The sequence below is a fragment of the Pseudomonas sp. efr-133-TYG-103a genome, assembly GCF_030209235.1.
Lineage (GTDB): Bacteria > Pseudomonadota > Gammaproteobacteria > Pseudomonadales > Pseudomonadaceae > Aquipseudomonas.
The window spans coordinates 1-18,580 of record NZ_JARVSK010000047.1 but is presented as its reverse complement, the minus strand read 5'-3'; the positions used below and the strand labels follow the sequence as shown (position 1 = coordinate 18,580).

The following is an 18,580-nucleotide window of genomic DNA, read 5'->3' as shown; positions in this document are numbered from 1 at the left end:
GTGTCATGTCTGCCATGGTCGATCATCTGATCGCCGAGATTCTCAGTCTCAACGTCAAGTTGCTGGCCTGCCACGCGCGGCTGGCAGCGTCCACCGACAGCGAAGCCCTGCATGATCTGCGCACCACTGTGCGGCGGCTTCGCAGCGTGCTGCGACCACTGCGCGGGTTGCCCGGCATCGATCAGATCGAAGAAGCCGCCAAGGGCGTCGGCGACCTGACCACGCCGTTGCGAGACATGCAGGTACTGGCGGCGTTTCTCAGCGAGCAGGGGCTGGACCGGGCCGCACGCAAGCGCACCACCTTTCTGGAAGCCGCGTGCCCGAACGTGGCGACGTCCGCCGAGCTCAATCGGCTGTTTGGCGTACTGGATCAGTTGCCGTCCTTTCTGCGCGCGCAGCAGCGCCACGGGCTGCTGCGCAAATTGCGCCAGCGCATCGAGAAGCGCATGGACAAGCAATGGAAGAAACTGCGCGACGCCATGGCCGATCCGGCCCATGACCGTCATCGCCTGCGCCTGCTGATCAAGCGTGTGCGCTACGCCGCCGAGGCTTACCCCGAACTCAGCCATCAGCCCAAAGGCATGCAGAAGCGCCTCAAAGCCGCACAAGGCGCACTCGGCGACTGGCACGATCATTTGCAGTGGCTGGAACAGGCTCGGCATCAGTCTGACCTGGCGCCTTGCGTGGCCGGATGGGAGCTGGCGATTCATCGCGCCGAGGAAAAATCCGACCGGGAACTGGAGCGGCTGTCCGACGCCTGTTTTGATAAACGTCCCGGCCATTGATCTGAACTGTCCGCAGGATTGGCACTTATGAGCCCTGTCCTGCGGATCTTGCCTCGCTAACATCGGGAAATGTCCGACGCCCGCCCGCCATGGAGTGCGCATGAAATTTTCCGAATTGCTCGACGCTGTACGCGACCATCCTCAATCCGTCAGCGTGCCTTCATCCTGGTCTCAAGGTCGCTCGTGTTTTGGCGGCCTGATGGCGGCGCTGGTCTACGAGGCGATGAAGGCCAGGGTTGCGCCTGGTCGGCCGGTGCGCTCACTGGCGATTTCCTTCATCGGGCCGCCCGCGATCGATGTGCCGATTGCTTTCGAAGTCGAAATCCTGCGCGAAGGCAAGGCGGTCAGCCAAGTGCTGGGGCGGGCGGTTCAGAACGGCGAAGTGATGACGCTGATACAGGGCAGCTTCGGTGCGGCGCGGGAATCATCGGTCAGCGTGAACGCTGAGCCTGCGCCCGAATTCAAACCGGTGCTGGAGTCGCCCGCGCTGCCCTTTGTCGCCGGCGCGATGCCGGAATACCTGCGTTTCATGGAAATGCGCTGGGCGCTGGGCGGCATGCCGTTTTCCAATACGAAATCCCGGGCTATCGGCGGGTATGCGCGGTTGCGTGACGTCGAGGAAGAAGTGCTGACCGAAGCGCACCTGTTGGCGTTGGTCGATACCTGGCCGCCTGCGGTGTTGGCACATCTGGCCAGACCTGCGCCGGGCAGTTCATTGACCTGGACCATTGAGTTCGTGCAGCCGTTGCCGGCGATGACCACCCGCGACTGGACGCAATACAAGGCGGTGATCGAGCATGCACGTGACGGCTATGGTCATGTTGCGGCGGGGTTGTGGACGCCCAAGGGCGAGCTGGTGGCGATCAGTCGCCAGACGGTGACGGTGTTTGGCTGAGCGTGCGTGGGTTAACCTGATTCGCTGACGTGAAACCACCTGCGTGGAGCATGCCCGAGACCTTACTGGACTCGGGCTTTGATGGCTTGGGCCGCCACCAGACCCAGCGCGCCGATGGCGGCGGAGGTCACGCTCGCATTGAGTACGCCGTCGAGCAGCAGAAGGCCTGAGACGGTCGACAGTGGGAATGCAATGGACGAGACCACCAGATTCGACGAGAGGCCCGACTTGCTCGCAGCGCTGAAAAAGTCGTCGATGTGCAGGTTGGCAATGAACTTGGGCATGATGCTGACCCTCCGTAAAAACTAATAAGAAGTGTTTTCGATAGAGTCAGCATAGGCTCGACAGTTCAGCTCGGCGAATCGACGTTTGCTATGGCAGTGATAGGGCGCAGCAGTGTCAGTCAATCGTGATCGCGCGCGTTGCCGCTGGTGGATCGATCATCAGCCACGCAGTTTCAGCTGGCCGATCGCCGAGTTCAGCGCGCCGGCAAGTGTCGCCAGCTCATCGCTGGTGCTGGCCGAATCCAGCGTCTGGCGCACGGTGCGCTCGGTGACGTCACGGATACTGACCACTGCCCGGTTCATCTCTTCAGCCACCTGACTCTGTTGCTGCGCGGCAACGGCGATCTGGGTATTGTTCTCACGCATCTGCGCCACCGCCTCGGTGATCGCGGCCAGCGCCTGCCCGGCCTCGCGTGCATGCTGCACGCAGTCATCGGCCTTGTACGAGCTTTCCTGCATGAAGTCCACGGCGTCACGGGTGCCAGCCTGCAGCGCCGAGACCATCGTGGTGATTTCATCGGTCGAGGTCTGTACGCGCTTGGCAAGGTTACGCACTTCATCGGCCACCACGGCAAAGCCGCGTCCCATTTCCCCGGCCCGTGCCGCCTCGATTGCCGCATTGAGTGCCAACAGGTTGGTCTGCTCGGCGATGCTGTGAATCACGTTCACCACGCCGTTGATCTTCTGGCTGTCCTCGGCCAGCCGCTGAATCATGCCCGCCGTTTGCTGCACGCCGCTGGACAGCCCCGCGATGGACGTCTGCACCCGATCCACGACGTCCTTGCCGGTTCCGGCGAGGGTGTCGGCGTTCTGCGACTGATCGCGGGTGGCGCTGGCGTGCTGGGCGATGTGATGGACCGTTGCCGTCATTTCATTGATTGCGGTGGCGACCTGATCGGTCTCGCTCTGCTGCCCCAGCATGCCTTGACGCACATCGCTCATGCCCGCCGCCAGGTGCACGGCGCCCTTATCCAGTTGCGCGGCGGACTGCGCCACGGTTGCGACAATGCGCTGATAACCGGCCTGCATCGCATTGAACGCCTTGGCCATCTGCCCGACTTCATCTTCACCGGCCAGCGGCACCCGAGCGCAGAGGTCGCCGCTTTTCTCGACGTGGAGCATCACGTCCTTGAGCGTGTTGAGGTGGGTGAGCAGAAAACGGATCAGCAATTGCGATGCGCTGAGCATGGCCAGCATCAGGATGAAAACCGCGATTGCGTAATGACTGAAGTGGTCGGCCAGCAGTTGCGGCAGGTCAGGCGCAGCGGCCAGCACTGCGACACGGCGGTCACCCAAGGTCATCACCTGAGCGCCGATCACGGGGACATCGCTCAATGACGCAGCGCCTGACAGGTCCACCCAGCCGCTGGCCTGTGCCAGTTCCGTCAGGGCCTGACCGTTGAGCTGTGGCGCCTGGCCCGCCTGGAAAATCAGCAGACCCTCCGCCCTCGGCAGCGGCTGGCCGGCGGGCCAGGCCGAGAGCAGCGTCGCTTGAGACCGGGCGGCGTTACGCGCATCGTCGGCCCGGCTGTGTTGCTCGAGCTGCAGGGCATACAACACCAGCAGCAGGGTGGTCACGAAAGCGACGGCATTGACCGCCCAGAACTTGTATTTCAGGGAAATGTTGCTCAGCCAGCGGCTCATGATAAAGCTCTTCTGTGGATGCACGTGATAAGGCAAGGTGCCAGTATTTTCTCAGCTGTGCAGGTCACCGGCGTTGATCTGCATCAAGGTTTCACCGGTGCGCTTATGTTCCAGGGAGCAGGGCAGGCGTGCGCTGGCCTGCGAGGGCGACTGCTCAGTCGCCTCGGCTCAGGCTGATCTTTAACGAAGGTCAGTCAACCCGACGGATCGGGTGCGAAGCGGCTGTATCAGTCCGTCAGGCTCGGCAATCCGAAGAATGCACGTGCGCACGCCGTTGTGTGGGCGGCGACATCGGCCTCGCTTTCGCCCCGGTGCAGGGCGACTTCGCGTAGCACTTCGGGCAGGTAGGCGGGTTCGTTACGGCCGTTTTTCGGTTTTGGCCGCAACGTACGGGGCAGCAGGTAGGGCGCGTCGCTCTCCAGCATCAGGCGGCCACGGGGGATGTCGCGCACAAGCGGATGCAAGTGAGTGCCGCGTCGTTCGTCGCAGATCCAGCCGGTGATGCCGATGTGCAGGTCCATGTCCAGATAATTGAACAGCGCACGCTTTTCGCCGGTGAAGCAGTGCACCACGGCCGCGGGCAGGTGATCGCGATAATCGCGCAGAATCGCCAGCAGGCGTTCATCGGCATCACGCTCATGCAAAAACACCGGCATCTGCAAGGAGACGGCCAGTGCCAGGTGCGCCTCCAGCACCTTTTCCTGTTGCGCCCGTGGCGAGAAGTCGCGGTTGAAATCCAGCCCGCATTCGCCCACTGCGCACACCGGTTTTTCGTTCAACAGGGCGTGCAGCTGTTTCTCGGTTGCTGACGTCCAGGCGCTTGCCGAATGGGGATGGATGCCCGCGGTGCTGAACAGACGCTGGCCGCTCTCGTCCAGCTGGCGGGTCAGTTGCAGCGCCTGTTCGCTGCTTTCGACGTCAGTGCCGGTGAGCACCAATTGCTTGACGCCCGCGGCGTACGCGCGGTCCAGCACCTCACGCTCCCGGTTGGCGAAGCTTGCGTTTGTCAGGTTGACGCCGATGTCGATTAATTGCATGGTGCTACCTCAGGCCAGAGGCCGAGAAGAATACCAGAGCGATTGAAGCGATAAAAAACAAGCAGGTTCAACTGCTTAGAATTATTAGATCCCTGTGAAGTTGCCAGTCGTGGCGCACGCCGCGGCGCAAGTGACTGTCCTGCACAGGCTTCAAGCCCGTATTTTCGGCCTTTTCCCGGAGCGTCAATGATCCGAGCCTCTCTGATCTCATTGCTGTGCCTGATGCTGGTGCCCACCCACGCATCGGCTCGTCCTGCCGGTCCGCCGGTGGTGATCAAGAAAAGCCAGGTGCGTGATCTGGCGGCCATTCGCAGCAGCAAGGTGTTGCGCGTGCTGGTCAATCAGAGCCGCAACAGTTCGGGTGAAGTGAAAGGCGAGCCGGTCGGCATCGAATACTGTCGCTTGCAGGCATTCGAGAAATACCTCAACGGCCACGCCCGCGATGGCCAGAAAATCACCCTCAAGCTCATTCCCAAGGCCAAGGATCAGTTGCTGGCCGCGTTGCAGCGCGGCGAAGGCGATCTGGTTGCGCCGGGCGAATTGCTCGACGCCAGTGCCGCTCGTTATGTCGACGCCACCGAACCGGTCGCCAGCCACGTGCCGCTGGTGGTTGTCGGGGTCAAGGGCGAGCGCAGCTTCAAACACCCCGAGCAGCTTTCCGGGCGCACGCTGATGCTGACCAGCGGCAGCGCCGCCGACGCGGCAATCATTCAACTCAACCAGAAGCTTGCGTTGCGCAAGCTGCCGCCGGTGAAGATCGAGTGGGTCGATCCCAGTCTGGCCGTCGAAGATGTGCTGGAAATGGTTCAGGCCGGGATCTATCACCTGACCGTGGTCGAGCAGCCCATTGCCGAGCGCTGGGCCAAGGTGATGCCCAGACTGCGGCTGGACCGGTCGGTGGCGCTGAGTGATCCGGGCGACATGAACTGGTTCGTGCGCAAGGACGCCGTGATGCTGCACGCAGCGGTAAACCGCTTCCTGGAAACCTACGAGGTACCCGGCAATCAGGACGTGGCCTTCCAGAAGGCCTACAAGGATCTGTATCAGATCCACAACCCACTGGCGCGAGCCGATCGTCTGCGCCTGGAAAAGCTGCGTCCAACCCTGCAACTGCACGCCGATGCGCAGAAAATGGATTGGCTGGACCTGGCCGCGCTGGCGTTCAAGGAGTCGGCGCTCAACCCTGGCGCCAAAGGTGGCAGCGGCGCCACTGGCCTGTTGCAGATCACCCCGTCCGCCGCGCAGCGTGTCGGCGTTGGCAACATTCACGATGTAGACGGCAACGTCCAGGCGGCGAGCAAATACCTGGCGATGATTCGGCGCAAGTTTTTCTCCAGCCCGAAGATCAACGAGCGCGAGCGCATGGCGTTCACGCTGGCGGCCTATAACCTGGGGCCGGAGCGTGTGCAGGCCATGCGCACCGAGGCCAGACGCCAGGGCCTGAACCCGAACCAGTGGTTTTTTCAGGTCGAGCGGGTCGCGATGGAGCAGGGCGGCAAGAACGTCGTCAGCTACGTCAACAGCGTCAATAAATACTACCTGGCGTACGACCAGGCGCGCAGTTCGCTGGAAGACCCTGACGCGCGTCCGCGATAATGGGTATAGATTCAATAATTCGATGGGTTAGATGCGTTTTTTGCGATTTTCATATTTGTTAATCCGATTAAGATGGCGCCATTCTCTAACGCAAACGGAATTAGCTCCATGAACGCTCAAATCAAATCCCTGTTCACCACCCGCGCCGGCTACGGCATCACCGCACTGCGAATCATCGTTGGCATCATCCTGATGGCGCACGGCAGCCAGAAGTTGTTCGGCCTGTTCGGTGGTTACGGTCTGGAAGGCACCGGCCAGTACATGGCCAGCCTGGGGCTGAATCCCGGCTATCTGATGGCGCTGCTGTCCGGTAGCGCTGAATTCTTCGGCGGTCTGGCACTGTTCCTCGGTCTGTTGGCACGTCCCGCCGCGCTGGTGATCATCGTGATGCTGGTGGTGGCGATCCTTTCGGTGCACATCCACAACGGTCTGTTCATGGCCAATAACGGTTATGAGTTCGGCCTGGCGCTGATTGCAGGTGCCGTCGCGGTGCTGTTCGAAGGTGCCGGTCGCCTGTCGCTGGACCGGTTGATCGCTAGCAAGTAACCCGGCTTCATCGCCTCTGTCGTCTCCTGGCATGCTCAAGTCGGCGATCCCGAATCGCCGCCTCGGGCAAATCAGAAGACGACAGAGGTTTTTCGTCCCTGCCTGCAACGCCATCCAAAGCGCCAATTGACAATTCCCGTGCGGCTTCTCTAGGATGCCGCATGCGCCGATTTAAACAGCTACTTGCGGGGCGCCTGATGACGTGAAAACGCCGTCGAAATACCGCTAAAGCGCTGGTTCGGTGTTGCCTCTCACCGCTGCCCAGCGGAACACTGAGGCAGAGAAGACACTATGAGCCGTTACGCCAACCCGCGCCCCCTCGTTCGCCTGGCTCCCATCGCCAGTCAGTTCAATCGTCGTAATCCGAAAATCCTTCTGGGCGGTTCCCATCAGCCGACGCTGCTGCGTTATCTGGATGGCTGGCCCCGTCGCCAGAACGGTCCCCATGCCTTCCTCATCCAGTTCATCGACGCCGACGAGTCACTGGAGCGTTTCGCCAATGATCAATTCGACCTCGCTGTCATTCAGGCGCCGGCCGCAGTGCATGCCGACGCCGTGATTCGTCATCTGACCCGCGTTGCCCGGCAGGGGCTGATTACACGCTGCTGACGGCCCGACGCATCGGCTGCAACGGCCGGTCCGGATGCCTGGCTTTGTGTTGCGCGCGGATGCGATTGGCGTGGCGGCAGTTGGCGACCAGCCCGCTGCGCAACGACCAGTCGGTGTTGATGATGAAAAAGTTCTGAATGAAGCTGTTCTCGTCGACCGATTCGAACCACTGATCCACCTTGTGGCTGAGGTCGGTAGGGGCGTGCAGGGGCAGTGAATACTTGGCGCATTGCACGGCGACCAGTGAATGCACGGGCTTGTACTCGGCGGCCACCTCGTTGATGAACGCTTTCAGGGTGTTGGTGTTGAACAGGTTCTCGCCGGGCCAGCGCTGGCTGACGCCGCGCCAGAAATCATCACTGGGCGTGGTGTGGGCGTAGGCCAGCACCACGTTTTTGCCGGGATGATTGCGCCAGGTTTCCTCCAGGGTCAGGGTGGACGATGCTCTGGGCAGCAGTCGCTGGCGCAGTCGATCGCTCAGCAACGCTTGCAATTCCTGATGCGCCTGCGGGGTGAAACCGTCGAACTGGTGGAAATCGAGGATGATGATGTCGCGGGCCGCTGTGCCTGACGCTTCCAGTTCTCGGTAAAAATCCAGCACGCGCTCGATGATGTCGACCGCAATGGTCCGGCCCGAGGATGACAGGTGAAAGAGCTGAAAGCGTCTGGGGTCGCCTTTCGGGTGTTTTCCATAAAACGATACGCGCAGGTCCAGCACGCGGATGCCTTGGCGCATCTGTTCGAACGGAGCCACGTCCTGAGCCAGTTCTTGCGGCAGGCCGAGATTGGGAGACAGTTTGTCGCTGCCTGAATTGTGTGTGCCTGGAAGGATCAATTCGTCGATGCGCAACGGCGCCAGGTGCGGGGTCTGCGCCATCCAGTCCAGATGGGCGGGACGCGGGTGAACGTTGTCGAGCGTGGTCATGGGTCATTCCTTTGACGTGTTGCCGAGCCTGATGAGCAAGGGCTCGAGCGGGTGGCTTGAAGATTCCTCACTGGAGTCTGGCTATCGGCCGCCTTGCGTCAATTGCCTTGGCGCCTACAACTGTTGCCTGATGTTTACGAGGGGAGGGGTGCGGGGTCGGATCAGGCGTTTACCTTCGCTTTCAGTAAACGCCGGGAAGCGATGAATCGATGGCGGGGGAACGCTGCGCCGGGCGCTGCAGCACAGCGTGTTTCAGCGAACCGTCAGCACCACGCGCCCGCGCACGGGTTTGTCGTCGAGGTGATTGTGCGCCTTGCCGAACTGCTCGAACGGCCAGGTGCGATGGATGTCGGGTTGAAGCAGTCCCTTGGCCGTCAGATCATTGATGACCTGCAGCGCGCGTTGCATCGCTGGCCCGTCCTGTTCGATTCCCGCCTCGGGTTTGCCGGTGAAGTTCTCCAGGCAGTGAACGAAAAACCGCATGTTCTTGCGGAAAGCCTGCAGCGCCGGGAAGGGCGTTTTGTTACCACCGCGCAGGCCATACAGCACCAGGCTGCCACGGGGCGCCAGCACATCGCCCAGCATTGACATCTGCATGCCGCCCAGACCGTCGAACACCGCTTCGATGCCCTGGCCTTGGGTCACCGCATCGATGCGCAGGCAAATGTCGTCTTCGTCAGTGACGATCACTCGTTCGGCGCCATTGGCCAGCAGGTATTCCCGGTCCTCGGCGTGCTGGGTGGCCGCGATCACTCGCAAGCCCAGCGCCTTGCCCAGTTGCACGAAGGCGATGCCGGGGCTGTACGTGGCGTCGGTGATCAGTACGGTCTGGCCGGGCTGCACCTTCGCCAGGTCAACGAACGCGAAGTAAGCCAGCAGCATCGGCGTGTAGTGCACGCTGGCCTCGGTGGGCGTCAGCGTCTGCGGATAGCGGGTCAACGCATTGCGCGGCACCAGCACGTGATCGCCACAGACCGGATACTGGTTGGCGCTCATGGCCTTGAAGCTGGCAACCTTGTCGCCGACGTTCAGATCGGTCACGTCAGCGCCGACGGCTTCGACGATACCGGCCATTTCGCTGCCAAGGCCTGCGGGCAGGCGGACCTCGGCCAGGGCCAGGTTTTGCCGCCACAACACGTCGTCCCAGCTGATGCCGATGGCCTCGGCACGAACCAGCACTTCCTGAGGACCGGGCAAGCGGTCAGGCTGTTCTTCGCAACTCAGCACATCGGCTTTGCCGAAGCGATGAAATTTGATGGCGCGTGACATTTCCAACCTCGACTCATTTGATTAGGGTTGTAATGACTGTATCGACGCGCGGGTTCAGGCACTATTTCTGTCGGTTGATACCCGACATGCCTGTTATCAATTCGAATGTGCGGAACTCGCGTCGGGCGACGCTTGGGGTTACCGGCCCCACGCCTCCAGTGCGCATTCCACGAACTGCCTGACCTTGGGCAAGCGGTAGCGGTCCTGCGGGTACATCAGCCAGAGTGGCCGGCTCGGTGGCTGATAATCCTGAAGCAACGGCACCAGCTTGCCGGCCTGCAGGTCGTCACTGATCAGCACATCCGGCAACATCGCCACGCCCATGCCCGCCAGTGCCGCCTGACGCAGCGCCGGCGAGCTGTTGACGATCATCGACCCGGACACCGGCACTTCCACGACGCCTTCGGGCCCGGTCAGCCGCCACAGTTTGTCAGCGGCGCGCCAGTCGTCTCCGGCGGGATAGGCATACGCCAGGCAATTATGGTCGCGCAGTTCGGCGGCGGTTTCGGGCGTGCCGCACCGCTCCAGGTAATGCCGGGAGGCGCAGATGGTCAGGGTGTAGTCCTGCAAGGGCCGGGCGATCAGCGCAGAATTTTCCGGCACGCCCAGGCGGAAGGCGACATCGAAGCCATGCTCGACCAGATCCATCAACTGATTGCTCAGGACGACTTCAGCCTTGATCTGCGGGTAGCGCTGGAGGAAATCGCTGAGCATCGGTGCCAGGCGTTCCGCGCCGAACGCCGGCGCAGCGGTAATTCGTAATGTGCCGCCCGGCTGGCTTTGCACCTGTTCGGCCATGCGCTCGGCATCGTCCACCAACCCCAGCACGTCAACGCAGCGCCGATAATACTGCAGGCCGAATTCGGTCAGGTTCTGTCTGCGGGTGGTGCGTTGCAGCAGGCTTACCCCCAGACGCTGCTCCAGGGCTTTGAGGTGATTGCCGACCATGGTCGTGGACATTTCGCACTGGCGCGCCGCTGCGGTCATGCTGCCGCCTTCGACCACTCTGACGAACACGGTCATCGCCTGAAAGACGTCCATTATCAAGCCTCGCTTTAAAGTGACTCAAGAAAGTCGATCTTTATACAGCAATCGCGGCTAACGATACTGGCATCACAACCTGTGATGGAGCTCGCCAATGACCGCCGCCTGCCTGATGAACACCTACAAACCCCTGCCGCTGAGCTTCGTCAAAGGCCTGGGCGCGCGACTCTGGGACGCCAGCGGTCGCCAGTATCTCGACGCCGTCGCGGGCGTTGCGGTGACCAACGTCGGGCACAGCCATCCATGGATCGTCTCGGCCATCAGCGAACAGGCCGGTCTGCTCCTGCACACCTCGAATCATTACCGCATCGACTGGCAGCAGCGGCTGGCCCACAAGCTCACCCGGCTGTCTGGGCTGGCGCAGGTGTTCTTCAACAATTCCGGGGCCGAGGCCAACGAGACGGCGCTGAAGCTGGCGCGCCTGCACGGATGGGCCAAGGGGATCGAACAGCCGCTGGTGCTGGTCATGGACAACGCCTTTCATGGCCGCACGTTGGGCACCTTGTCGGCCAGCGACAACGGCGCGGCGCGCCTGGGTTATCAGCCGATGTCCGGTGAGTTCATCAAGGTCGCGTTCGGTGACATGGCCGCTGTCCAGCGCGCAACGCGGGTCTACGGCGAGCGCCTCGTCGCGGTGTTGCTCGAACCGGTTCAGGGGGAGGGCGGCGTGATGCTGCCGCCACCGGGCTACCTGAAGGCATTGCGCGCGCATTGCAGCAACAACGGCTGGCTGATGATGCTTGACGAGATTCAGACCGGCATCGGCCGTACCGGGCGCTGGTTCGCTTTCGAACACGAGGGCATCGTGCCCGACGTCATGACATTGGCCAAAGGCCTGGGTAACGGCATTCCGATCGGCGCCTGCCTGGCGTCCGCGGCTGTCGCGCGTCTGTTCACGCCGGGCAGCCATGGCAGCACCTTCGGCGGTAATCCGCTGGCCTGCCGGGTCGGCTGCACGGTGCTGGACATCGTCGAACAGCAAGGCTTGCTGCACAACGCCGCCGAGCAGGGCGAACGCCTGCTGCGCCGTCTGCGTGACTCACTCGGCAGCCACCCGAACGTGGTGCGCATTCGTGGGCTGGGGTTGATGATCGGCATCGAATTGAACCAGCCGATTCGCGATTTGTGCCTGACGGCCGCGCAGGAATTCGGCGTGCTGATCAACGTCACCCGTGGCCAGACCATCCGCCTGCTGCCGCCACTGGTGATCGATGAGACCGATGTGGAGATGATCGTTGCCGGGATCGCCGGCGCGCTGGGATGACCCGGCGCGCGCGTGCTCTGGCTGCGCTCGCCACGTCGCGGCGAGCCGCAGCGCGTCGGCCGGTCATTTCCCGCCGGACAGCTCCATGATCATCGCGGTCGTCAGGTACAGCCGTGGCGCGATGCTGGAGAGGTCGGCGTATTCGTCGTCGGCATGCAATCCCGCGCCGACGACGCCCATGGTTTCCAGCACCGCCGGTTTCTGGCTGTCGGGAACGTAGGCATAGCCAGCGTCGGTGCCGAAGCGCATGGCAATCGGTTCGAGGTTGCGGCCGATCTTGCCATAGAGGGTTTGCGCGGTTTTCGCGAGGTCTTCGGTGGCCGGGTTTTTCACCAGCGGCGGACGCCCCTTGTCCAGACGGAACGTCACCTCGGTGCCGTCGATGAGTGTGCTCCGCACAATGCGTTGACCATCAGCGAGCACCCGGTCGGATTCGCTCAGATCGGAATAGCGCATGTCGCCCTCGGCCGCTGCGCTGGACGGGATGATGTTGCGCTTTTCGCCGCCCTTGATCAGCGTCCAGTTCACCGTGGTGCCTTTGGCCGGATCGCCGAGGTCCTTCAGTTGCACCAACTGATGGGCCAGCTCCATCGCGGCGTTACGCCCGGCCTCCGGCGCGGAACCTGCGTGGGACGATTTGCCTTTGACGTCTACGAATACGCCGTTGATGCCGTTGGTTGCGACGGTCACGGCGTCTTTGTCCGGCGGCTCGAAGGAGAACACGTAATCGCTTTTCGCCGCCAGCTCGGCAATGAGTTTCTTCGAGCCGGCCGAGCCTGTTTCTTCATCGGGGTTGAACAGCACCGTGATGCTGCCGAAGTCTTTGAATTTCTGATCCTGCAGCAACTTGAGGGTGTGCAGCACCATGGCCACGCCGCCTTTGGCATCGGCAACGCCCGGGCCGTAGGCGTGCTCGCCGTCGACACGGAAGGGTCGCCTGGCGGCAGTGCCCGGTCCGAACACGGTGTCGTAATGGATCATCAGCAGGAACGATTTGCTGCCGTTGCCCTTGAGGGTGCCGACGATGTTATCGCCCGCGGAAGGGGTCGCAGGCGTGGTCTGCACGCTTGCCCCCAGCGCCTTTAGCCGCTCGACCAGCACGGCGCTCACGGTTTTCAGGCCGGCCGCCTGTCCGGTGCCGGTGTCGATATCGACCAATTGCTTGAGTGTGGCCAGATACGGCTTCTGTTCGGCCTCGGCTTTCTTGAGTAAGCCGTCGGCGGAGAATTCGGCGGCGAAAACGTGGCTGCCGAGCAGTGCAACCCAGACAGAAGCGGCCAGAACGGTACGTCGAACGAGCATGCTGGATCCCTCAGATGATGTGCGAGTGAGGTTGTGATACCCGATCGGCGCGGGTTGTTCCCCGCCGATTGAACGCTGGCGCATGCGCCGCATCCTGTTCTGCTGTGGGCGAACAGCGTAACGCCGCGCGCTTTCCCGTGCCGATCGCCGTAGAATCGCGCTCCTGAGAGGCGGTTTTCGAGGTTGCAGCGGTGGATTTACAGCAGGGTTTTGTCCTGACCCGGCATTGGCGCGATACCGATGCAGGCACGGAGGTGGAGTTCTGGCTGGCCACCGACGACGGCCCGCGTCAGGTCCGCCTGCCGCTACAGACCTCTGTGGCGTTCATTCCCGCGGTGCACCGCGAGCGCGCCGAAGCCGTGCTGCGCAATGAGAAAGACGTCGAGCTCAAGCCGCTGCAACTGTGTGATTTCCGCCATCGTCCGGTGCTCGGCCTGTACACGCGCCAGCATCGACAACTGATGAACCTGGAAAAGGACCTGCGCAGCGCCAGCGTCGACCTTTACGAAGCCGACGTGCGGCCGCCCGAGCGGTACCTGATGGAGCGTTTCATCACCGCGCCCGTGCAATTCAGTGGCACGCCGGACGAGAACGGCGTGTTGCTCGACACCCAGATGAAACCGGCGCCCGACTACCGTCCGCAACTGAAACTGGTGTCGCTGGACATCGAGACCACCGAACGCGGCGAGCTATATTCGATCGCGCTGGAAGGCTGCGGCGAACGTCAGGTGTACATGCTCGGCCCGCCCAATGGCGACGCTTCACAGGTCGATTTTGCGTTCGAGTACTGCGACAGCCGCGAGGCGTTGCTGGAGCGACTCAATGACTGGCTGGCCTTGCACGATCCGGACGCGATCATCGGCTGGAATGTCGTGCAGTTCGACCTGCGGGTGTTGCACGAACACTCGCGGCGGTTGAACGTGCCGCTGCGCCTCGGCCGTGGCGGCGAAGTCATGGGCTGGCGCGAGCACGGCGCGCGCAACAGCCACTTTTTCGCTTCCGCCCCCGGACGCCTGATCATCGATGGCATCGAGGCTTTGCGTTCGGCGACCTGGAGTTTCCCTTCATTCAGTCTGGAAAACGTCTCGCAGACCTTGTTGGGCGAAGGCAAGGCCATCGACAACCCTTACCAGCGCATGGACGAAATCAACCGCATGTTCGCCGAGGACAAGCCTGCGCTCGCGCGCTACAACCTCAAGGACTGTGAGCTGGTCACGCGCATTTTCGCCAAGACCGAACTGCTCACCTTCTTGCTCGAACGCGCAACGGTGACCGGCCTGCCAGCCGACCGCAGCGGAGGATCGGTGGCCGCTTTCGAGCACCTGTACATGCCGCTGATGCACCGGCAGGGCTTCGTCGCGCCCAACCTGGGCGAGCGCATGCCGGAAGCCAGCCCCGGCGGGTTCGTCATGGACTCGCGACCGGGGCTGTACGAATCGGTGCTGGTCCTCGATTACAAGAGCCTGTACCCCTCGATCATCCGCAGCTTCCTCATCGACCCGGTGGGATTGATCGAAGGCCTCAAGCACCCCGATGACAGCCTGTCCGTGGAAGGCTTTCGCGGCGCACGGTTCTCGCGCACCCGACATTGCCTGCCCGCCATCGTGGCCCGGGTCGCCGAGGGGCGCGAGGCCGCCAAGCGCGAGCACAATGCGCCGCTTTCTCAGGCGCTGAAAATCATCATGAACGCCTTTTACGGCGTACTGGGTTCAAGTGGCTGCCGCTTCTTCGATACGCGTCTGGCGTCGTCGATCACCTTGCGCGGGCATCAGATCATGCGCCAGACCCGGCAGCTCATCGAAGCGCAGGGCTACGAGGTGATTTATGGCGACACCGACTCCACGTTCGTCTGGCTCAAGCGGGCGCACGGGCAGGAAGAGGCCGCGCAGATCGGCAAGGCGCTGGTCAGCGGCGTCAACGATTGGTGGCGCGAACACCTGCGCGCTGAATTCGGCCTGGAAAGCGCGCTGGAGCTGCAATTCGAAACCCACTTCAAACGGTTCCTGATGCCCACGATTCGCGGCGCGGAAGAGGGCAGCAAGAAGCGTTACGCCGGGTTGGTTACCCGCGCCAATGGCGAAGATGAAATGGTCTACAAGGGCCTGGAAGTCGTGCGCACCGACTGGTCGCCGCTCGCGCAGGCGTTTCAGCAGGAGCTTTACCTGCGCATCTTCAATCGGCGTCCGTATCAGGATTACGTGCGTGACTACGTGCGGCGCACCCTGGCGGGTGAGTTCGACGATCAACTGATCTACCGCAAACGCCTGCGCCGGGCGCTGGACGACTACGAACGCAACGTGCCGCCGCACGTGCGCGCCGCGCGGATCGCCGACGACTACAACCGCAGACAGGGGCGACCGCTGCAATATCAGAATCGCGGCTGGATCAGCTACGTCATCACCGTCGCCGGTCCCGAACCGCTGGAAGTGCGCAGCGCGGCCATCGACTACGACCACTACATCACCCGACAGTTGCAGCCAATCGCCGATGCCATTCTGCCGTTCGTGCAGGACGAATTCGCCACCCTGATCGGCGGCCAGATGGGGCTGTTCTGAGATCGGCGAGGGGGCTTTCGGCAGCGCGCCGAGTGACGGCATAGCTTTTGCTTTGCTAGCAATAAATATCCAATAGCTAGCAATTCAAAAAGGGCCTGACTCATGATTGCGACTTCGCGCCGCGCTGTCATCACCACTCCTCATGCCGACGCCAGTGCCGCAGGGCTGCGGATTCTGGAGGCCGGCGGTACCGCGATCGATGCGATGCTGGCGGCCAGCGCGATGCTCAGCGCAGTGTTTCCGCACATGACCGGTCTGGGCGGCGATGCCCTGTGGATGATCCACGACGGCGATGTGCGCACCATCATGGGGATCGGTCAGGCAGGGGCGCGCTTGCCTGAGGCGGGCAGCATCGGCGTGCGCGGGCCAGGTTCGGTGGCTACTACCGCCGGCGCCCTCGCCAGTTGGCAGACGGCGGCGACCATCAGCCGCCAGCAATGGGGCTCGCGCATGAGCTGGGCGGACCTGCTCGCAGACGCCGCTGACACTGCGCAGGCAGGCGTGGCCGTCTCGCAATCGCAGTTGTTCTGGCAAACCCTGCGTCAGCCGCTGATCGAGCAGTTGCCCGATCTGCACGCCCTGTGCAAAACCGATGGCCGCTGGATGCAGGAGGGCGACACGTTGCGTCAGCCGCAGCTGGCAAATACGTTGCGGCACCTGGCGCGCCACGGCGTCGAGGATTTCTACCGCGGCGAGCTGGCAGGCGCATTCAGTGAAGCGTTCGCAAGGCTCGGCTGCGGGCTGACGGGTGCTGATTTGCGCGCCACTCAGGCGATAGAGGTGGCGCCGCTTTGCGTGCGTTATCGTCAGGGGAGGCTGTTCAATGTGGCGCCGCCGAGCCAGGGGCTTTACACCTTGCAGGCGATGGCATCCCTGCAACACCAGCCGCTGGCCGACATCGCCAATGGCAGCGCAGCGTACTATCACCGGCTGGTCGAGGCGATCAAACAGGGCTTGCTCAGGCGCAATGCCGAATTGTGCGATCCGGCTCACGGGCAGTGGGATTTCGCGACCACTCTGTCGCCAGCGAGCATCGAACGCTACGCCGCCGCGATCGACGATCAGCGCGCGGCGCCGTGGAATGAGCCTGGGCGTCCCGCCGACACCGTGTGGATGGCCGCCACCGACGAACAAGGCCGCACGGCTTGTCTGATCCAGAGCCTGTTCCACGACTTCGGTTCAGGGTGCATTCTGGGCGACACCGGCGTGCTGTGGCAGAACCGTGCGGCCGGCTTCAACGCCGATCCGTCCCATGTCAACGGCTGGGCACCGGGCAAGCGGCCGGCGCATACCCTCAATCCATCATGCTATCTGGCGGACGATGGCCGCCGGTTCTTCTTCGGCACCCAGGGCGGCGACGGTCAGCCGCAAACGCAGATGGTGCTCGCCACCCAGTTGATCGACTATCGCCAGCCCATCGACCGCGCGCTGAGCACGCCGCGCTTTTTGCTGGGGCGCAGTTTCTTCGACAGCACCGACAACCTGAAGCTGGAAAGCGACATCGGCGCCGACACCGCCCTCGGCCTTGCGCAGCGCGGCCACGACGTGGAAATGATCCCTGCGCAGAGCCCCATGACCGGGCACGCCGGGATCATCAGTATCGATCGCGAGGGTGTCCGCCATGCCTTGCATGACCCCCGCGGCGAGGGCGTCGGCCTGGGACTGCGCGATTGATTGCCGTGCCTCGGGCGCTGGCGGATAATGCCGCCCGTTGCCCGCCCGCCCGCGTCGCGCGCGTGGCATGAGGTTCTTTGTACAGATGAGGAATGGATGGGCTTGAGCACAGTCACCGCCAAACAGCTTGAAGTTCAGCGCATCGTCGATGCGTTGTACAAGGCTATCGCCCAGCATCGTCTGCCGCCCGGCACGCGCTTGATCGAAGCGCAGATCGTCGAAACCCTGCAAGCCAACCGCAACCATGTGCAGGCCGCGCTGCAACGCCTTGCCCTGCAGAAAGTGGTGACCATCGAGGCCAATCGCGGTGCGATGGTCGCCCAGCCGACCGCCAAGGAGGCGCGGGACATCTTCAGCGCCCGTCGCGCCATCGAGCGGGCGATTGTCGAATCCATCACCCCTGCGATCATGCGCAAGCAGCGCCAACGCATCGCCACTCACATGAACAATGAGCGCAAGGCAACCAACGACACCGATCGCCGGGCCATCGTGCGCGAGCTGAGCGAGTTTCACCTGATGCTCGGCGCGATCTGCGGCAACACCGTGCTCAGTGAAATTCTCGGCAACCTCATGGTCCGCAGCTCGCTGATCGTGGCTTTGTACCAACGCAATGACGTGCCGTCCTGTGCATCGGACGAGCACCAGCAGATCATCACCGCGCTGGAAGCCGGTGATCACGAGAAAGCCGTCGCCGTCATGATCGAGCATCTGGACGAACTGGAAGGACAACTGGCCCTCGAGTCCGCCGCCCCCGCCGAATTCAACCTCAAGCAGGCATTGAAGGACTGAACCCCACGGCCGGTTTGACGACTGCTGCGCAGCCGATCGCGGGCAAGCCACGCTCCTACAAGGGTTATGCGGCGCTGATGGATTTGGAAATGGGCCGCGAGACCTGTGGGAGTGAGCTTGCACGCGATCTGCCGGGTACCGGCAGCAAAACCGGTAAATGCGTTCTATCAGACAAACCGCGGAGGCTGGTTTCACGACGGCTTCGCAGCCGATCGCGGGCAAGCTCGCTCCTACAAGGGTTAGGTGGCGCTGACGGATTTGGAAATGGGCGCGATACCTGTGGGAGTGAGCTTGCTCGCGATCTGCCGGGTACCGGCAGCAAAACCGGTAAATGCGTTCTATCAGACAAACCGCGGAGGCTG

Annotated in this window: 16 protein-coding genes and 1 pseudogene; 9 read left to right on the top strand and 8 right to left on the bottom strand. The window is 62.7% G+C overall.

Annotated features, from left to right (window positions below; all coding sequences use genetic code 11):
* The first annotated feature begins 5 nt into the window (after positions 1-5).
* Both QRN36_RS27095 and QRN36_RS27090 read left to right on the top strand, forming a co-directional pair.
* On the top strand, positions 6-785 hold the full coding sequence (locus tag QRN36_RS27095; RefSeq protein WP_285426795.1) for a CHAD domain-containing protein: 780 nt from the start codon (positions 6-8) through the stop codon (positions 783-785).
* Between the two features lie 100 nt (positions 786-885).
* Positions 886-1,680, top strand: coding sequence for a thioesterase family protein (locus QRN36_RS27090; protein ID WP_285426794.1), 795 nt, complete (start codon positions 886-888; stop codon positions 1,678-1,680).
* 62 nt (positions 1,681-1,742) lie between these two features.
* Here the strand turns inward: QRN36_RS27090 and QRN36_RS27085 are convergent, their stop codons facing one another.
* The 4 genes and pseudogenes from QRN36_RS27085 to QRN36_RS27075 form a co-directional block, all read right to left on the bottom strand.
* Positions 1,743-1,964: a hypothetical protein gene (locus QRN36_RS27085; protein WP_285426793.1), complete on the bottom strand. Its 222-nt coding sequence runs from the start codon at positions 1,962-1,964 to the stop codon at positions 1,743-1,745.
* A 159-nt stretch (positions 1,965-2,123) separates the two neighbouring features.
* A complete protein-coding gene (locus QRN36_RS28100) occupies positions 2,124-2,885 on the bottom strand; it encodes a methyl-accepting chemotaxis protein (RefSeq protein WP_373568804.1) in 762 nt (253 codons plus the stop codon).
* A gap of 114 nt (positions 2,886-2,999) precedes the next feature.
* Positions 3,000-3,152: pseudogene (locus tag QRN36_RS28095) on the bottom strand (HAMP domain-containing protein); the annotation flags it as partial.
* A gap of 683 nt (positions 3,153-3,835) precedes the next feature.
* Positions 3,836-4,645 carry a TatD family hydrolase gene (locus tag QRN36_RS27075; RefSeq protein ID WP_285426791.1) on the bottom strand — a complete coding sequence of 270 codons (810 nt, stop codon included), beginning with the start codon at positions 4,643-4,645 and terminating at the stop codon, positions 3,836-3,838.
* A gap of 186 nt (positions 4,646-4,831) precedes the next feature.
* Here QRN36_RS27075 and QRN36_RS27070 point away from each other — a divergent pair, with 186 nt between their 5' ends.
* The 3 genes from QRN36_RS27070 to QRN36_RS27060 all read left to right on the top strand — a co-directional run bounded on the left by QRN36_RS27070 (position 4,832) and on the right by QRN36_RS27060 (position 7,396).
* On the top strand, positions 4,832-6,241 hold the full coding sequence (locus tag QRN36_RS27070; RefSeq protein ID WP_285426790.1) for a transglycosylase SLT domain-containing protein: 1,410 nt from the start codon (positions 4,832-4,834) through the stop codon (positions 6,239-6,241).
* A gap of 108 nt (positions 6,242-6,349) precedes the next feature.
* Positions 6,350-6,787: a DoxX family protein gene (locus QRN36_RS27065; protein ID WP_285426789.1), complete on the top strand. Its 438-nt coding sequence runs from the start codon at positions 6,350-6,352 to the stop codon at positions 6,785-6,787.
* Positions 6,788-7,078: 291 nt separating this feature from the next.
* Entirely contained in the window at positions 7,079-7,396 is a 318-nt protein-coding gene (locus QRN36_RS27060) for a class I SAM-dependent methyltransferase (protein WP_285426788.1), read from the top strand.
* Here QRN36_RS27060 and QRN36_RS27055 read toward each other — a convergent pair.
* The 3 genes from QRN36_RS27055 to QRN36_RS27045 all read right to left on the bottom strand — a co-directional run bounded on the left by QRN36_RS27055 (position 7,383) and on the right by QRN36_RS27045 (position 10,631).
* A complete protein-coding gene (locus QRN36_RS27055) occupies positions 7,383-8,321 on the bottom strand; it encodes a hypothetical protein (protein WP_285426787.1) in 939 nt (312 codons plus the stop codon). The genes QRN36_RS27060 and QRN36_RS27055 overlap by 14 nt on opposite strands.
* A 252-nt stretch (positions 8,322-8,573) precedes the next feature.
* Positions 8,574-9,590 (bottom strand): zinc-dependent alcohol dehydrogenase family protein, encoded by a 1,017-nt coding sequence (locus QRN36_RS27050; RefSeq protein WP_285426786.1) that lies wholly within the window; start codon positions 9,588-9,590, stop codon positions 8,574-8,576.
* Between the two features lie 138 nt (positions 9,591-9,728).
* The gene (locus tag QRN36_RS27045; protein WP_285426785.1) at positions 9,729-10,631 is read right to left on the bottom strand and encodes a LysR family transcriptional regulator; all 903 of its coding nucleotides are present in this window, start codon (positions 10,629-10,631) and stop codon (positions 9,729-9,731) included.
* Positions 10,632-10,728: 97 nt separating this feature from the next.
* On the opposite strand from QRN36_RS27045, the gene QRN36_RS27040 reads away from it, so the two are divergent.
* Entirely contained in the window at positions 10,729-11,898 is a 1,170-nt protein-coding gene (locus QRN36_RS27040) for an aspartate aminotransferase family protein (protein ID WP_285426784.1), read from the top strand.
* A 63-nt stretch (positions 11,899-11,961) separates the two neighbouring features.
* Here the strand turns inward: QRN36_RS27040 and QRN36_RS27035 are convergent, their stop codons facing one another.
* Positions 11,962-13,200, bottom strand: coding sequence for a M20/M25/M40 family metallo-hydrolase (locus QRN36_RS27035; RefSeq protein WP_285426783.1), 1,239 nt, complete (start codon positions 13,198-13,200; stop codon positions 11,962-11,964).
* A 191-nt stretch (positions 13,201-13,391) separates the two neighbouring features.
* Here QRN36_RS27035 and QRN36_RS27030 point away from each other — a divergent pair, with 191 nt between their 5' ends.
* From QRN36_RS27030 to QRN36_RS27020, 3 genes are all read left to right on the top strand, one after another.
* On the top strand, positions 13,392-15,755 hold the full coding sequence (locus QRN36_RS27030) for a DNA polymerase II (RefSeq protein ID WP_285426782.1): 2,364 nt from the start codon (positions 13,392-13,394) through the stop codon (positions 15,753-15,755).
* A 102-nt stretch (positions 15,756-15,857) separates the two neighbouring features.
* Entirely contained in the window at positions 15,858-17,429 is a 1,572-nt protein-coding gene (locus QRN36_RS27025; protein ID WP_285426781.1) for a gamma-glutamyltransferase, read from the top strand.
* A 96-nt stretch (positions 17,430-17,525) separates the two neighbouring features.
* Complete coding sequence (locus tag QRN36_RS27020; RefSeq protein ID WP_285426780.1) at positions 17,526-18,218, top strand: GntR family transcriptional regulator; 693 nt, start codon at positions 17,526-17,528, stop codon at positions 18,216-18,218.
* Positions 18,219-18,580 lie beyond the last annotated feature (362 nt).

What these genes read in the sequence shown, in the direction of transcription:
- QRN36_RS27095 (WP_285426795.1), top strand. Translation starts at nt 6, where the DNA reads ATGTCTGCCATGGTCGATCATCTGATCGCCGAGATTCTCAGTCTCAAC.
- QRN36_RS27090 (WP_285426794.1), top strand. Translation starts at nt 886, where the DNA reads ATGAAATTTTCCGAATTGCTCGACGCTGTACGCGACCATCCTCAATCC.
- QRN36_RS27085 (WP_285426793.1), bottom strand. Translation starts at nt 1,964, where the DNA reads ATGCCCAAGTTCATTGCCAACCTGCACATCGACGACTTTTTCAGCGCT.
- QRN36_RS28100 (WP_373568804.1), bottom strand. Translation starts at nt 2,885, where the DNA reads ATGCTGGGGCAGCAGAGCGAGACCGATCAGGTCGCCACCGCAATCAAT.
- QRN36_RS27075 (WP_285426791.1), bottom strand. Translation starts at nt 4,645, where the DNA reads ATGCAATTAATCGACATCGGCGTCAACCTGACAAACGCAAGCTTCGCC.
- QRN36_RS27070 (WP_285426790.1), top strand. Translation starts at nt 4,832, where the DNA reads ATGATCCGAGCCTCTCTGATCTCATTGCTGTGCCTGATGCTGGTGCCC.
- QRN36_RS27065 (WP_285426789.1), top strand. Translation starts at nt 6,350, where the DNA reads ATGAACGCTCAAATCAAATCCCTGTTCACCACCCGCGCCGGCTACGGC.
- QRN36_RS27060 (WP_285426788.1), top strand. Translation starts at nt 7,079, where the DNA reads ATGAGCCGTTACGCCAACCCGCGCCCCCTCGTTCGCCTGGCTCCCATC.
- QRN36_RS27055 (WP_285426787.1), bottom strand. Translation starts at nt 8,321, where the DNA reads ATGACCACGCTCGACAACGTTCACCCGCGTCCCGCCCATCTGGACTGG.
- QRN36_RS27050 (WP_285426786.1), bottom strand. Translation starts at nt 9,590, where the DNA reads ATGTCACGCGCCATCAAATTTCATCGCTTCGGCAAAGCCGATGTGCTG.
- QRN36_RS27045 (WP_285426785.1), bottom strand. Translation starts at nt 10,631, where the DNA reads ATGGACGTCTTTCAGGCGATGACCGTGTTCGTCAGAGTGGTCGAAGGC.
- QRN36_RS27040 (WP_285426784.1), top strand. Translation starts at nt 10,729, where the DNA reads ATGACCGCCGCCTGCCTGATGAACACCTACAAACCCCTGCCGCTGAGC.
- QRN36_RS27035 (WP_285426783.1), bottom strand. Translation starts at nt 13,200, where the DNA reads ATGCTCGTTCGACGTACCGTTCTGGCCGCTTCTGTCTGGGTTGCACTG.
- QRN36_RS27025 (WP_285426781.1), top strand. Translation starts at nt 15,858, where the DNA reads ATGATTGCGACTTCGCGCCGCGCTGTCATCACCACTCCTCATGCCGAC.
- QRN36_RS27020 (WP_285426780.1), top strand. Translation starts at nt 17,526, where the DNA reads ATGGGCTTGAGCACAGTCACCGCCAAACAGCTTGAAGTTCAGCGCATC.